A 15,003-nucleotide genomic window follows, 5' to 3' on the forward strand; every position below is an offset into this window, starting at 1 on the left:
CTCATGCCCTCCGACCTCGCGCTCGTCACCGATTCCACGGCCTATCTGCCGCAGGAGGCCCTCGACCGGCACGGGATCACGGTGGTCCCGCTGAGCGTCGCGGTCGGTGACTCGGTCCTGAGCGAGGGCGTCGAGATCTCCCCGAAGGACGTCGCCGAGGCGCTGCGCGGCAAGCAGCGGGTGACCACCTCCCGGCCGAACCCCGAGGCCTTCGCCGCCGCGTACCGGGCCGCCGCCGAGGCCGGGGCGGAGGGGATCGTCTCGGTGCACATCTCCGGCGAACTGTCCGGCACCGTCGAGGCCGCCCGGCTGGCCGCCGCCGAGGCGCCCGTACCGGTGCGGGTGGTGGACAGCCGGCTGGTCGGGATGGCGCTCGGGTACGGCGTGCTGGCGGCGGCCGAGGCGATCGCGGCCGGCCGGGGCCTGGCCGAGGCGGCCGAGGCGGCCGACCGGCGGGCCGCCGCCACCAGCGGGTTCTTCTACGTCGACACCCTGGAGCACCTGCGCCGGGGCGGCCGGATCGGCGCGGCGCGGGCGCTGCTCGGCTCGGCCCTGGCGGTCAAGCCGCTGCTGCACCTGGACGGCGGGCGGATCGAGCCGCTGGAGAAGGTGCGGACGGCGTCGCGGGCGATCGCGCGGCTGGAGGAGATCGCCGTCGAGCGGTCCGGGCAGCGGGACGTCGACATCACCGTGCACCACCTGGCGGCCGAGGAGCGGGCCGAGCCGCTCGCGGAGCGGCTGCGGGCCCGGGTGCCGGGGCTGCGGGAGCTGTACGTGGGGGAGGTGGGGGCGGTGATCGGTGCGCACGTCGGGCCGGGGCTGCTGGCGGTGGTGGTCGCTCCGTCAACTTCCGGTGGTCCTTCTCGCTCCTGTGAGTGACGTTTTTTGTCCACAGCCCCCGGGTTGTCCACAGGGTTCCGTTGATTCCCGCGCGTTCGCCGAAGGGCTCCTACCGTCCTCGGCATGACGACCATGAGCCTGGGCGCGGCGAAGCGCCACGCGATCGAGGAGACGGTGCGGCGGCGGATGGCCGCCCTGCTGCCGACGGAGGACGAGCCGGAGGGCGGCGCGGGCGGAGGCGCCCCGCCCGCGACGGCGGGGGAGCGGGCGGCGCCCGCCACCGGCCCGCCTGCGCCTGCCGCCGGCCCGCCTGCGCCCGCCACCGGCCCGCCTGTGCCTGCGCTCCCGCCCTCGGCCGATGGGGGAGGCGATCCACCGGGGGGCGGGGCGGGCCCGGTGACGTCCCCGTCCCCCTCCTTCCCCGCCGTCCGCTCGTTCGCCGCCGCGGTGGCGCTCGACCGGCGTGCGGTGGCCGGGCTGACCATCCTGCTGCTGTTCGCGGTCGGCTACGCCGTGCAGCACTTCTGGCTGGGCCGGCCGGAGGCGGTCGCGGTGCCCGCGCTCGCGGCGGCCGCGGCGCCCTCGGGAGCCGATCCCGCCGTCCCCGCGGTCCCCGGTGACACCTCTGCCGCCTCTGCGGTCTCTGCTGCCGGGGCCGGTGTTGGGGCCGGTGTTGGTGCGGGCGTTGGTGCCGGTGCCCCGCCCGTCGTCGTGGACATCGGCGGGCGGGTCCGCCTCCCGGGCCTGCACACCCTGCCAGCCGGCTCCCGGGTGGCCGACGCCCTGCGGGCCGCGGGCGGTCCGCTCCCGGAGACGGACACCCGGAGCCTCAACCTGGCCCGCGTCCTGACGGACGGTGAGCAGATCCTGGTCGGCGAGCCGGCGCTCGCCCCCGCCCCGCTCGCCGGAGGCGCGAGCGGGCCGCCGGGCCCCGCCCCACCCCGACCACCCGTCAGCCTCAACCGCGCCACGCTCGAACAGCTCGACGCCCTCCCCGGCGTCGGCCCCACCCTCGCCCAGCGCATCGTGGCCTACCGCGCCTCGCACGGCTCCTTCCGTTCCGTCGACCAGCTCCGGCAGGTCAGCGGCATCGGTGCGCGCACCTACGCGGAGCTGCGTCCGCTGCTCACCCTCTGACACCTCAGCCACTCCTGCTCCCGCCCCTGCCGGCTTCCGGCTTCCGGCTTCCGGCTATCCCCGCCATCGAAGGGAGGTACCGCCATGTCCGCCGCCGGCCCGCCGACCGCGTCAGCCGCTCCGACCACGCCGACCGCTACCGCTCCGGCCGCCGCGCCCCGCTCCCGGGGCGCCGACTCCCGGCTGCTGCTGCCCGCCGTCTCCGCCTGGGCGGTCACGGCGGCGCTCCTGCGGCTGGAGCCCGGGCGCGGGGCCCTCGCTCTCGTCCTTGCCGCGGCAGGCGCCGCCGCGCTCGCGGCCGTCCCGCTGCTCGCCCGGAAGGGCGGCCCGCGCCGGCCCGGGGCCGCGGCGACGCTGGCCGCCGTCCTGCTCACCGGTGCGGCGGCCGCGGTGGCCACCCCGCTGCACACCGCCGACCTCCACCGGGGGCCGCTCCCGGAGCTCGCGCGAGCGTCCGCGCCCGCCCCGGCGGTGGAGGTCGAGCTGACCGTCGCGGGGGACCCGAAGGTCCACACCGTGCGGGGCGGCACCGCCGGCGGGCACACGCTCCTCACCGTGGACGCGGTGGCCGACCGCGTCACCGTGCTCCCGGACGGGCGGAGCAACCGCACGCACACGCCGGTGACGGTCATGGCCCGAGGGGCGGAGGGCGAGCCCTGGAAACGCCTGCTGCCGTCCCAGCGGCTGGCCGTGGAGGCCGAGGTGCGGCCGGCCGGGGAGGGCCACGACGAGTCCGCCGCGCTGCTGGTCGTCCACGGCGCGCCCCGGCAGCTGGCGCCGCCGAGCCTGCCGCAGCGGATCGCCGGGCGGCTGCGCGCAGGCCTGCGCACGGCCACCGACGGACTTCCCGCGGACCAGCGGGGGCTGCTCCCGGCGCTGGTCGTCGGCGACACCTCGCGGCTGCCCGACGACCTCGACGACGCCTTCCGGGCCACCGACCTCGTCCACCTGGTGGCGGTCAGCGGAGCCAACCTGGCGATCGTCCTCGGCGCGCTGCTGGGCCCGCCCGGGCAGGCCGGTACCCCCGAACGGCGCGGACTGGCCGCGGTGCTGGGGCTGCCGCTGCGTACCGCCGCACTGCTCGGCACGGCGCTGACGCTGGCCTTCGTCGCCGTCTGCCGGCCCGAACCCAGCGTGCTGCGGGCCGCCGGGACGGGGCTCATCGGGATGCTGGCCCTGGCCACCGGCCGTCCCCGCAAGGCGGTGCCCGCGCTCGCCGGAGCGGTCCTGGTCCTAGTCCTGCTGGACCCGTTCCTGGCGCGCTCGTTCGGCTTCCTGCTCTCGGTGCTCGCCACCGCCGGGCTGCTCGTCCTCGGGCCGCACTGGGCCGAAGCCCTGCGGGCCCGGCGGTGGCCGCACCACCTGGCGGGCGCCTTCGCCACGGCGGCGGCCGCCCAGGCGCTGTGCGCGCCGGTGACGGTCGTGCTGTCCGGGCACGTCAGCCTGGTCGGGATCCCCTGCAACCTGCTGGCCGAACTGGCGGTGGCCCCGGCGACCTTGCTCGGCTTCGGGGTGCTCGCCCTGCAACCGCTCCTCCCGGGGGCGGCCCATCTGCTCGCCTACCCGGCCGGGCTGCCGGCCGGCTGGCTCGCCCTGGTGGCACGGCGCGGCGCGGACCTCCCGGGCGGCCAACTGGCCTGGCCGACAGGGCTGTTCGGGACGGCGACAGTGGCGTTGGCGGTGCTGGCGGCCTGCTGGGCGGCGCCGCTCCTACTGCCCCGGCGCGCCGAGCCGGGCAGACCAGGGCGGGTGCCCGGCCGGCGACGGTGGGCCCGGGCCCTGGTGACGGGGGCGCTGACGGTGGTCCTGCTGGCCGTGCTGCTGCGCCCGCCGCAGCTCGCCCGGATCGCCACCGGCTGGCCGCCGCCGGGGTGGCGACTGGTGATGTGCGACGTCGGGCAGGGGGACATGCTGGTCCTGGCGGCAGGGGAGCCGGACAGCGCGGTGGTGATCGACACCGGGCCCGACCCGAAGGCCGCCGACAGGTGCCTGCGCGAACTCGGCATCACCACGGTCCCCTTACTGCTCCTGACGCACTTCCATGCCGACCACGTCGAGGGCGTGCCGGGGGTGCTGCGGGGGCGCAGGGTCGGCGCGGTCGAGGGCACCCCGCTGGACGACCCCCCGGGCGAGGCAGCCCGGGTGACGGGCTGGGCCGCAGCCGCCGGCCTTCCGCTTCTGAGAGCCGGCCGGGGTGAACGGCGGTCACTGGGAGCGCAGTTGGCCTGGGACGTGGTGTGGCCGGTCCCCGGTGCGGCCGCCGGGGCGCCGGGGCCCAACAACGCAAGCGTCGCCTTGATGGTGTCACTGACAGGAGGACTACGGATGGCACTGCTCGGAGATCTCGAACCGCCGGCGCAGTCGGCGCTGCTGGGCCGACTGGGACGGGCCGACGTCCTGAAGGTGGCGCACCACGGATCGGCCCACCAGGACTGGGGATTGGCGGCTGCCCTGCGGCCCAGGCTGGCCCTCGTCTCCTGCGGCGAGGGCAACCCGTACGGGCATCCGTCCCCGCGGACGGTCGACCACCTGCGGGCCCTCGGGGCCACCGTGCTGCGCACCGACCGGGAGGGGGACATCGCGGTGACGGGCGACTCCCCGGCCACCCTCGGCGTGGCCGTCCACCCCCAGCCCGCCCACCCGGGCCGCCACAGCCGGTCGGGCGCCCGCACCCCTGCCGCCCACCCCCGCCCCGAGCTGACCTCCGCCGCCCCGCGGGCCCCGCCCGCCTGACCTTCCCGCGCTGACCTCCTCCCATCAACCAGGTGGGGCTAGGAAGGGGGAAGGGGTGGTGGGAGGAGGCGCGGCGCAAAGCTGGCAGAAACGTTCCGGCGCGCTCCGGGCAGGCCCGGAGCGAGCCGGAGAAGAACCACGAGTACGGAATGCGGCCACCGGCGCAGTGCTGTACCGGCGCGCAAAGGCCGGACAGGCGGTTGCGGCGCGCTCCGGGCGGGCCCGGAGCGCGCCGCGGAGAAGCCTCGTCCGATGCTTCCGATGCCGGGGGAGCGTGCCCGCGAGGTGGCCGGCCCGAAGCCGGGAGCGAGTGGAAGCGGTCTTCGGCGGTCAGGTCAGGGCGGCGGCGGCCAGGGCCCGGGCGGCGTTCGGCGGTCGGGGTCGGGAGGTGGGGACGGCAGGCGGCCGAGGGCCGTCGAATGTCCGGTTTGTCGGGGATGCGTGGGGGCCTTCGGGGTTCAGCAACGCACGATCATGAACCCCCGGGGCGGGTTCCGGTGGGATGCGGGTGGGCGCATCCTCGTGGGGCGGGTGTCGGGGCCGGGATGGCGGCCGGGCGTCCCGTGCCCGAACTCGCCGACCGGTGATTTCGGCGTGCCGGTTGACCGGGGGAGTTCCCGGGACGGCCCCGGTTCCGCCCGGGCCGTCCCGGTCGTTTGCCGTCTGATTCTCGGGGTGCATCGATGATGGACAGTGCTGGTTGTCGTGGTGTGCGGGACCTCCCGGCGCGTGCGGTCGCGGTGGTCGGGATCGGCTGCCGCTTTCCGCAGGCGGACGGGCCGGAGGCGTTCTGGCGGCTGCTGCGCGGCGGCGCTGACGCGGTGTCCGGGCGGCGGGGCGAGCGGGGGCCGGCCCGCGGCGGGTTCCTGGAGCGGGTGGACGGGTTCGATCCGGCGTTCTTCGGCATCTCGCGGCGCGAGGCCGTGGCGATGGACCCGCAGCAGCGGCTGGCCCTCGAACTGGCCTGGGAGGCACTGGAGGACGCCAGGACCCTGCCGGGCGGCCTCCGGGGCAGCCGGACGGGCGTGTTCCTGGGGGTGATCGCGGACGACTACGCGACGCTGGTGCACGGCCTGGGCCCCGACGCCGTGACCGGGCACACGCTGACCGGCCTGCAGCGCGGGGTGACCGCCAACCGGATCTCGTACACCCTGGGCCTGCACGGCCCGAGCCTGGTGGTGGACACCGGCCAGTCGTCCTCGCTGGCTGCCGTGCACCTGGCGTGCGCGAGCCTGCGCAGCGGCGAGTCCGAGCTGGCGCTGGCCGGCGGGGTGAGCCTGATCCTCGCGCCGGAGAGCACCCGGGCGCTGGAGCGGGCCGGGACGCTGTCGGCGGACGGGCGCTGCTACACCTTCGACGCCCGCGCCGACGGCTACGTCCGCGGCGAGGGCGGCGGCGTGGTGGTGCTCAAGCTCCTGGAGGCCGCCGTCCGGGACGGCGACCGCATCCACGCCGTCATCCGCGGCAGCGCGCTGAACAACGACGGCGCGACGCAGTCGCTGCCGACGCCGGGCCGGGCGTCGCAGGAGCGGGTGCTCCTGGAGGCCTGCGTGGACGCCGGCGTGGAGCCGGGCGAGGTCCAGTACGTGGAACTGCACGGCTCGGGCACGCGGGCCGGCGACCCGGTCGAGGCGGCCGCGCTCGGCGCCGCGCTGGGCTCGGCCCGCGCCGAGGACGCCCCGCTGCTGGTCGGGTCGGTGAAGACCAACATCGGCCACCTGGAGGGCGCCGCCGGGATCGCCGGGTTCATCAAGACCGTCCTGTGCCTCGGCGAGCGGGAGCTCGTGCCCAGCCTGAACCACGTCGGGCCCGGCGAGCGCATCCCGCTCGACGCGTTGCGGCTGCGGGTGAACACCGAGACCCGGGACTGGCCCGCGCCGCACGGCCAACTGGTCGCCGGGGTCAGCTCGTTCGGGATCGGCGGCACCAACTGCCATGTGGTCCTGTCGGACTGGCCGAGTGCCGCGAACGCCGCGACGGAGACCGCCGAGGCGGCGGAGGCGGCGGCGGGCACCGTGCCCTGGGTGCTGTCCGGGCGGGACGGGGCCGCGCTGGACGAGCAGGCCGAACGGCTGCGCGCCCGGGTGGCGGCGCGCCCCGAGCTCGGCGCGGCCTCGGTGGGCCGCTCGCTGGCCGTCACCCGGACGGCCTTCGAGCACCGCTGCGTCGTCGTCGCGGACGGCCGGGACGGCCTCCTCGCCGAGCTGGCGGGCCGGTCGGCGGGGCAGCCCTCAGCGGCCGTGGTCGAGGGCCGGCACGACGGGCCGCCGGTGCGGCCGGTGTTCGTCTTCCCCGGCCAGGGCTCGCAGTGGACGGGCATGGCGGCGGAGCTGCTCGACACCTCGCCGTTCTTCGCCGAGCGGATCGACGCGTGCGCCGAGGCCCTGCGCCCGTACGTGGACTGGTCGTTGACCGATGTCCTGCGCGGGGCCGCCGGAGCGCCGCCGCTGGAGGGCGACGAGGTGATCCAGCCCGCGCTGTGGGCGGTGATGGTGTCGCTGGCCGCGCTGTGGCGCTCGGTCGGGGTGGAGCCCGCCGCCGTGGTGGGCCACTCGCAGGGCGAGATCGCCGCCGCGACGGCGGCGGGAGCCCTGTCGCTCCGGGACGGCGCCCGGGTCGTGGCCCTGCGCAGCCGGGTGCTGAAGCGGATCGCGACCGGCGGCGGCCTGTTGGCGGTGGACCTCCCGGCCGGGCAGGTGGAGCGGGACTTCGCGGCGGCCGGCGCCCCCGGCCTGTCGGTCGCGGCGGTCAACGGCCCCGCGCACACGGTGGTGGCCGGGCCGGGCGCCGCACTCGACGCGCTGGCCGCCCACTACGGGCAGCGGGTGCGTACCCGGCGGCTCACGATCGACTACGCCTCGCACAGCCCGGCGGTCGAGGAGCTGCGGGACGGCCTGCTCGCCGCCTTCGAGGGGATCGCCCCGCGCTCCACCGACGTGCCGTTCCACTCGACCGTCACCGCCGCGCCGATCGACACCGCCGAACTGGGCCCCGGGTACTGGTTCCGCAACCTGCGCGAGCCGGTGCGGTTCGGGCCGGCCGTCGAACGCCTGCTGGACGCGGGCCACTTGACCTTCCTGGAGGTCAGTCCGCACCCGGTCCTGGCGATGGGCGTCCGGCAGGCGATCGACCTGCGCGGCGGGGACGGTGCCGCGCTGAGCACGCTCCGGCGCGGCCACGGCGGCCGTCGCCGCTTCCTGACGGCGGCGGCCGAGGCCTTCGTCCGGGGCGTCGCGGTCGACTGGTCCGCCCTGCTGCCCGCCTCGGCGCCGCTCGTCGACCTGCCGACCTACCCGTTCCAGCGCCGCTCCTGCTGGCCGTCCGGCCTGCCGGGGGCGACCGGCGTCGAGCAGGCACCCGAACCGCTGACGGTCCAGCACCCGCTGGCGGCCCAGGACTTGCCCCCGGCCCAAGACCCGCTGACGGCCCAGGACCCGGCCCCGGCCAAGGCCCCCGACCGGCGCTCGGCCCTGGAGCTGGTCCGGAGCCTGACCGCCGTCGTGCTGGGCGAGGGCTCGGCCGCCGACGTCCGGCCCGGGCGGACCTTCCGCGAACTGGGCCTGGACTCCGCCATGACCCTCGAACTGCGCGACCGCCTGGCGGCCGCGACGGGGCTGGACCTGGAGAGCACCGTCGTGTACGACCACCCCAGCCCGGCCGACCTGGCCGCCGTGATCGACGCGTCGAGCGCCGCGGCCCGGGCGGCCGAACCCCCGGCACCCGAAGCGACCCGCCTCCCGGCCCACGCGCCGGACTCCGGGCCGGCACCCGGGCCGGAGGCCGACGACCCCGTCGTCATCGTCGGCATGGCCTGCCGCTTCCCCGGCGGCGTGCGCTCGCCCGAGGACCTGTGGGACCTCGTCGCCACCGGCACCGACGCCACCGGCGACTTCCCCGACGACCGGGGCTGGGACCTGGCGGCGCTGCACCACCCGGACCCGGACCGGGTCGGCACCTCCTACGTCCGCCGCGGCGGGTTCGTCCGCGGCGTCACGGACTTCGACGCGGAGTTCTTCGGCATCAGCCCGCGCGAGGCCCTCGCCATGGACCCGCAGCAGCGGCTGCTGCTGGAGGTCGGCTGGGAGGCGCTGGAGCGCGCCGGGATCGACCCCACGGCGCTGAAGGGCAGCCGGACCGGCGTGTTCGCCGGGGCGATGCACTCCGGCTACGGGCCGAGCATGGAGTCGGCCGGGCACGGCGTCGCGGGCCACCTGCTGACCGGCACCAGCATCAGCGTGGTCTCCGGCCGGATCGCGTACGTCCTCGGCCTGAACGGCCCGGCGCTGACGGTGGACACCGCCTGCTCGGCCTCGCTGGTCGCGCTGCACCAGGCGGTACGGGCGGTGCGGGCCGGGGAGTGCTCGCTCGCCCTGGCCGGCGGCGTCACCGTGATGGCGACCCCCGGCATGTTCGTGGAGCTGTCCCGCCAGCGGGTGCTGGCCGCGGACGGCCGCTGCAAGGCCTTCTCCGCCCGGGCGGACGGCACCGGCTGGGGCGAGGGCGCGGGCATGGTGGTCGTCGAGCGGCTCTCGGACGCCCGCCGCCACGGCCACCCGGTGCTGGCGGTGGTGGCCGGCAGCGCCGTCAACTCCGACGGCGCCTCCAACGGGCTGTCGGCGCCCAGCGGCACCGCCCAGCAGCGGGTGATCGAGGACGCGCTCGCCGACGCCGGGCTCGCGCCGCAGCAGGTCGACGCCGTGGAGGCGCACGGCACCGGCACCGCCCTGGGCGACCCGATCGAGGCCAACGCGCTGCTGGCCGCCTACGGGCAGGGCCGGGAGCGGCCGCTGTGGCTCGGCTCCCTCAAGTCCAACATCGGGCACGCCCAGGCCGCGGCGGGCGTCGGCGGCGTGATCAAGATGGTCCAGGCGATCCGGCACGGTGCACTGCCCGCCACGCTGCACGTCGACGAGCCGTCCCCGCACGTGGACTGGACGGCCGGCTCGGTGGCCCTGCTCGACCGGGCCCGGCCCTGGCCGAAGACCGGCGGGCCCCGGCGCGGCGGCGTCTCCTCGTTCGGGATCAGCGGCACCAACGCGCACGTGATCCTGACCGAGCCGCCCGCGGAGCCCGGTGCCGAACCGGGCGGCGGGCCCGGGAGCGCCGAGCGCGGCAACGGACCCGGTGGCGCCGAAGGCGGCAACGACCCCCGTACCGCCGGCCCGGCGCGGCCGCCCGTGGTGCCGGTCGTCCTGTCCGCCCGCACCCCGCAGGCCCTGCGCGAGCGGGCCCGCGGGCTGGCCGGGGGACCGGTCGACCCGGTCGCCGCCGCGCGGGCCCTGACCGCCCGCACTGCCTGGGACGAGCGCGCCGTGGTGGTCGCCGCCGACCGGCCGGAGGCCGAGCGGGCGCTGGCGGCGCTGGCCCGCGGCGAGGAGGCCCCCGGCCTGGTCACCGGCCGGGCCGCGGAGCCCGGCCGGACGGTCCTGGTCTTCCCCGGCCAGGGCGGCCAGTGGCGCGGGATGGCGGCGCGGCTCGCCGCCGAGAGCCCGGTGTTCGCGGCCCGCCTCGCGCAGTGCGAGCGGGCGCTCGCCCCGTACGTCGACTGGTCGATGGCCGACGTCCTGGCCGGCGAGCCGCTGCTCGACCGGATCGAGGTGGTGCAGCCCGCGCTGTGGGCGGTGATGGTGTCGCTGGCCGAGCTGTGGCGGGAAGCCGGGGTCGTCCCGGACGCCGTGGTCGGCCACTCCCAGGGCGAGATCGCCGCGGCGGTGGTGGCCGGGGCGCTGTCCCTGGAGGACGGTGCCCGCGCGATCGCGGTGCGCAGCGCCGTGGCCGTCGACCTGATGGACCGGGGGATGATGGCCGTCGTCCCGCTGCCCGCGGCGCGGGTGCGCGAGCGGCTCGGCACGCTGAGCGTCGCCGCGGTCAACGGGCCGGCCGCCACCGCGGTGGCGGGGGACCCGGACGCGATCACCGCGCTGGTCGACGGGTACCGGGCCGAGGGCGTCAACGCCCGGGTGATCCCGGCGGCCTACGCCTCGCACTGCCCGGCGGTCGAGCCGATCAGGGAGCGGATCCTGGCCGGGCTGGCCCCGCTGGCGCCGCGCGCCGCGCAGGTCGCGCTGATGTCCTCGGTGACGGCCGACTGGCAGGACGGCGCCGGGCTGGACGCCGCCTACTGGTACCGGAACCTGCGGCACACCGTGCGCTTCCAGGAGGCCGTCGAGGCGCTGGTCGCCTCCGGCCACACCACCTTCGTCGAGGTCGGCCCGCACCCGGTGCTGTCCGGCAGCATCGGCCAGATCCTGGAGGAGGCCGGCGTCGAGGGGATCGTGACCGGTTCGCTGCGCCGCGACGACGGGGGCCTGCGCCGCTTCCTCACCTCCGCCGCCGAGGCGCACGTGCGCGGTCTGCCGATCGCCTGGGAGCGCCTCACCGGGCCGGCCGCCGGCGTGCCCGACCTGCCCACCTACCCGTTCCTGGGCCGCCGCTACTGGCTCACCGGCTCGGCCGGGCCGTCCGGCACGGCGGACCTCGGCCAGGCGCCCGCCGACCACCCCCTGCTCGGCGCGGCCGTCGAACTCGGGGACGGCGAGACGGTGTTCACCGGACGGCTGTCGGCCCGCAGCCACCCCTGGCTGGCCGACCACGTCCTCGCCGGGACGGCCGTCCTGCCGGGCACCGCGTTCCTGGAACTGGCCCTGCACGCGGGGGCGAAGGCCGGGACGGCGCGGATCGAGGAGCTGACCGTCACCGCCCCGCTGGAGCTGCCCGCGGACGGCGCCGTCGACCTGCGGGTCCGGGTGTCCGGTCCGGACGGCGAGGGGCGGCGGACCTGCCGCATCGCGGGCCGGGCGACCGGCGGGGAGTGGGTCGAGCACGCCACCGGCACACTGGGCGCCGAACCCGCCGGACCCGCCGGACCCGCCCAGCCCGGCGGACCGGCCGACCGCGCCCCGGCGCCCCTCCCGGCCGGGGCCCCCGCCGGGTGGCCGCCGGCCGGTGCGACCCCGGTGCCGCCGGCCCGGACGCAGGAGGACCTCGCCCTGCGCGGCCACCGGCACGGGCCGGCCTTCCAGGGGCTGCGGGCCGCCTGGCGGGGCGCCGACGGCGAGCAGTACGCCGAGGCCGTGCTGCCCGAGCCGGCGGCCGCCGACGCCGGGGCCTACCGGCTGCACCCGGCCCTGCTCGACGCCTCCCTGCACGGTGTGCTCGCCGCCGCCGCGGGCCACGAGGGGCGGCCGGTCCAGCCGTCGCGCTGGCGCGGGGTGTCCCTGACGATCCGTCCGGCCGGTCCGGCCGGTGGACAGGCGGCCGGACCGGCCGCCCTGCGGGTGCAGGCCGGGCCCGCCGTGGACGGGGGCCTCCCGCTGGCCCTGTTCGACGCCGCCGGAGCGCCGGTGGGGGCGGTCGAGGCGCTGGAGCTGGCCCCGGTCGCGACGGGCCGCCCGCTCGACCCGGCCGCCGCCGCGCGCGACTCCCTCTTCGCCCTCGCCTGGGAGCCGCTGCCGGAGCCCGCGACGCAGGCGCCGGGCACGCTGGTGGCGCTCCCGTGGGACGCCCTGGACCCGCGGGCGCCGTACGCGGCGGCCGGGCCGGACGGGACCACTGTGGTGAGCTGCCCGGAGGCCCAGGAGGGCGCGGACCCGGCGACGGCCGCCCGGGACGCCGTCCACCGGACCCGGGAGCTGCTGGCCCGGTGGCTCGCCGAGGACGGGCCCGCCGACGGCGAGCAGGACGCGGACGGTCGCGCCGGGCACCGGCTGGTGCTGGTCACCCGCGGGGCGGTCGCCGTCCGTCCCGGCGAGACCGTCCGGGACCTCGCCCAGGCCGCGGTCTGGGGCCTGGTGCGCACCGCCCAGGTCGAGCACCCGGGCCGGTTCACCCTGGTCGACCTGGCCCCGGGCACCCGGACGCCCGAGGTCCCGGCCGCCGCACTCGCGCCGGGGGAGCACCAGGCGGCCGTCCGGGACGGCGCCGTCCTGGTGCCCCGGCTGGTGCCCGCCGCCGCAGACCCCGCGCTGCGGCCCCCCGAGGACGAGGCCCACTGGCACCTGGACATGACCGAGCGCGGCACCCTGGCCGGCCTGGAGCTGCGCCCCTGCCCCGAGGCCGCCGCCGAACCCGGCCCCGGCCGGGTGCGGGTCGCGGTCCGCGCCGCCGGGGTCAACTTCCACGACGTCCTGGGCGCGCTCGACATGCACCCGGACGACCCGGGCCCGCTCGGCCTGGAGGGCGCCGGCGTGGTCACCGCGACCGGCCCCGGGGTGACCGGCCTGGCCGTCGGCGACCGGGTGATGGGGCTGCTCCCCGCCGCGTTCGGCACGGCGGCCCAGGCCGACCCGCGGACCCTGGTCAGGATCCCGGACGGCTGGTCCTTCACCCGGGCCGCCGCCGTGCCGGTCGCCCATCTGACGGCCCTGCACGCCCTGGTCGAACTGGGCGGCGTGGGCGAGGGGGACCCGGTGCTGATCCACGCCGGGGCGGGCGGCGTCGGCCTGGCCGCCGTCCAGCTGGCCCGGCACCTGGGCGCGGAGGTCTTCGCGACCGCCAGCCCCGCCAAGTGGCCCGCGCTGCGCGCCCTCGGCGTCGACGACGACCACCTCGCCTCCTCCCGCGAGCCCGGCTTCGGCGCCCGCTTCGCCGCCGTGCTCGACGCCCGCGCCGACGCCGACGCCCGGAGCGACGCCCGGAGCGACACCCGGCCCGGCACCCCCGGCCGGCGCATGGCGCTCGTCCTGAACTCGCTGACCGGCGAGCTCGTCGACGAGTCGCTGCGGCTGCTGCGCCCCGGCGGGCTCCTGGTCGAGCTCGGCCGGACCGACCGGCGCGACCCCGCCGAGGTGGCCGCCGCGCACCCCGGCGTGCACTACCGGACGTTCAACCTGCTGGAGCTGCCGCCCGAGCACCTGGCCCGCCTGCTGGCCCGTACGGTCGAGCTGTTCGACCGGGGCGCGTTCGGCTGGCCCGCCGTCACCGACCTGGACGTCCGGCGGGCGCCCGAGGCCTTCGGGCTGCTGCGGCAGGGCAGCCACGTCGGCAAGGTCGTGCTGACCGTGCCGCCGGTCCTGGATCCGGACGGCACCGTCCTGATCACCGGCGGGACGGGCGCCATCGGCCGGGCCCTGGCGCGGCACCTGGTCACCGGGTACGGCGCCCGGCGGCTGCTGCTGGCCGGCCGCCGCGGCGGGGACGCCCCGGGGGCCGCCGAGCTGGCGGCCGAACTGGCCGCGCACGGCGCCGAGGTGGCCTTCGCGGCCGTGGACGTCGCCGACCGGGCCGCCGTCGCGGCGATGGTCGAGGCCGTCCCGGACCGGCACCCGCTGACCGCCGTGGTCCACGCCGCCGGGGTGGTGGACGACGCGCCGGTCACCTCGCTCACCGACGCCCAGATCGACCGGGTGATGCGGGTCAAGGCCGACGGCGCCTGGCACCTGCACGAGCTGACCGCCGGTCACCCGCTCACCGCCTTCGTCCTGGTCTCCTCGGTGATGGGCACGCTCGGCGGCGCCGGGCAGGGCGGCTACACCGCCGCCAACGCCTTCCTCGACGGCCTCGCCCGGCACCGCCGCGCCCAGGGCCTGCCCGCCCTGGCACTGGCCTGGGGCCTGTGGGGCGACCGGGACGGCATGCTGGGCGCGCTCGGCGAGGCCGACCGGGCCCGCTTCGCCCGGGCCGGGCTGGTGGAGATCGCCCCCGCACACGGCCTGGCCCTGCTGGACGCGGCGCTGCCGTCGCCGCACGCCGTCCTGGTGCCCGCCCGGCTCGACCGCGAGGTCCTGCGCGAGCTCGGCCCGGACCTCCCGCCGGTCCTGCGCGGGGTCGTGGCCGACGCCGGGGCGTCCCGGGCCGGGGCCGGCTCCGGGACGCGGCGGCACCGCCCGCTGCGCGAGGAGCTGGACGGCCTGACGGCCGAGGAGCGCGCCGGAGTCCTGGCCGACCTGGTGCGCACCCACATGGCGGCCGTCCTGGGCTCCCGGCCGGAGGCGATCCCGGACGACCGGCCGTTCGGCGAGCTCGGCTTCGACTCGCTCACCTCGGTCGAGTTCCGCAACCGCCTGGGCACGGCGACGGGGCTCAAGCTCCCGCTCACCCTGCTGTTCGAGGCGCCGACGCTGCCCGAGCTGGTCGCCGTGCTGGAGGCCGGGCTCACCCCGCCCGCCGCCCGGCCCGTACCCGGCACGCAACCGGCGGCGGGCACGGGTCCGGCCTCCGGTACGCAACCGGCGGCGGGCACGGCGCCCGACGGGGACGTGGCGGCGCTCGTCGACGCCGCGACCGCCGAGGAGCTCCTCGCCTTCATCGACCGCGAACTCATCTGACCCCGCCCCCACCCCCACCCCCATCCCC

At 78.2% G+C, this 15,003-nt stretch carries 4 protein-coding genes; all 4 read left to right on the forward strand.

What is annotated here, in order from left to right:
* Nucleotides 1-3: 3 nt before the first annotated feature.
* The 4 genes from ACH5AR_RS11405 to ACH5AR_RS11420 all read left to right on the forward strand — a co-directional run bounded on the left by ACH5AR_RS11405 (nucleotide 4) and on the right by ACH5AR_RS11420 (nucleotide 14,975).
* Nucleotides 4-879: a DegV family protein gene (locus ACH5AR_RS11405; protein WP_396301133.1), complete on the forward strand. Its 876-nt coding sequence runs from the start codon at nucleotides 4-6 to the stop codon at nucleotides 877-879.
* A gap of 84 nt (nucleotides 880-963) precedes the next feature.
* Nucleotides 964-1,977, forward strand: a complete 1,014-nt coding sequence (locus ACH5AR_RS11410; RefSeq protein WP_396301134.1) for a helix-hairpin-helix domain-containing protein — start codon at nucleotides 964-966, stop codon at nucleotides 1,975-1,977.
* A gap of 84 nt (nucleotides 1,978-2,061) precedes the next feature.
* Entirely contained in the window at nucleotides 2,062-4,710 is a 2,649-nt protein-coding gene (locus ACH5AR_RS11415) for a ComEC/Rec2 family competence protein (RefSeq protein WP_396301135.1), read from the forward strand.
* A 710-nt stretch (nucleotides 4,711-5,420) separates the two neighbouring features.
* Entirely contained in the window at nucleotides 5,421-14,975 is a 9,555-nt protein-coding gene (locus tag ACH5AR_RS11420; RefSeq protein WP_396301136.1) for a type I polyketide synthase, read from the forward strand.
* Nucleotides 14,976-15,003: the final 28 nt, after the last annotated feature.

This window comes from Kitasatospora sp. NPDC018619 (assembly GCF_044391605.1).
In the GTDB taxonomy this organism is placed as follows: Bacteria; Actinomycetota; Actinomycetes; order Streptomycetales; family Streptomycetaceae; genus Kitasatospora.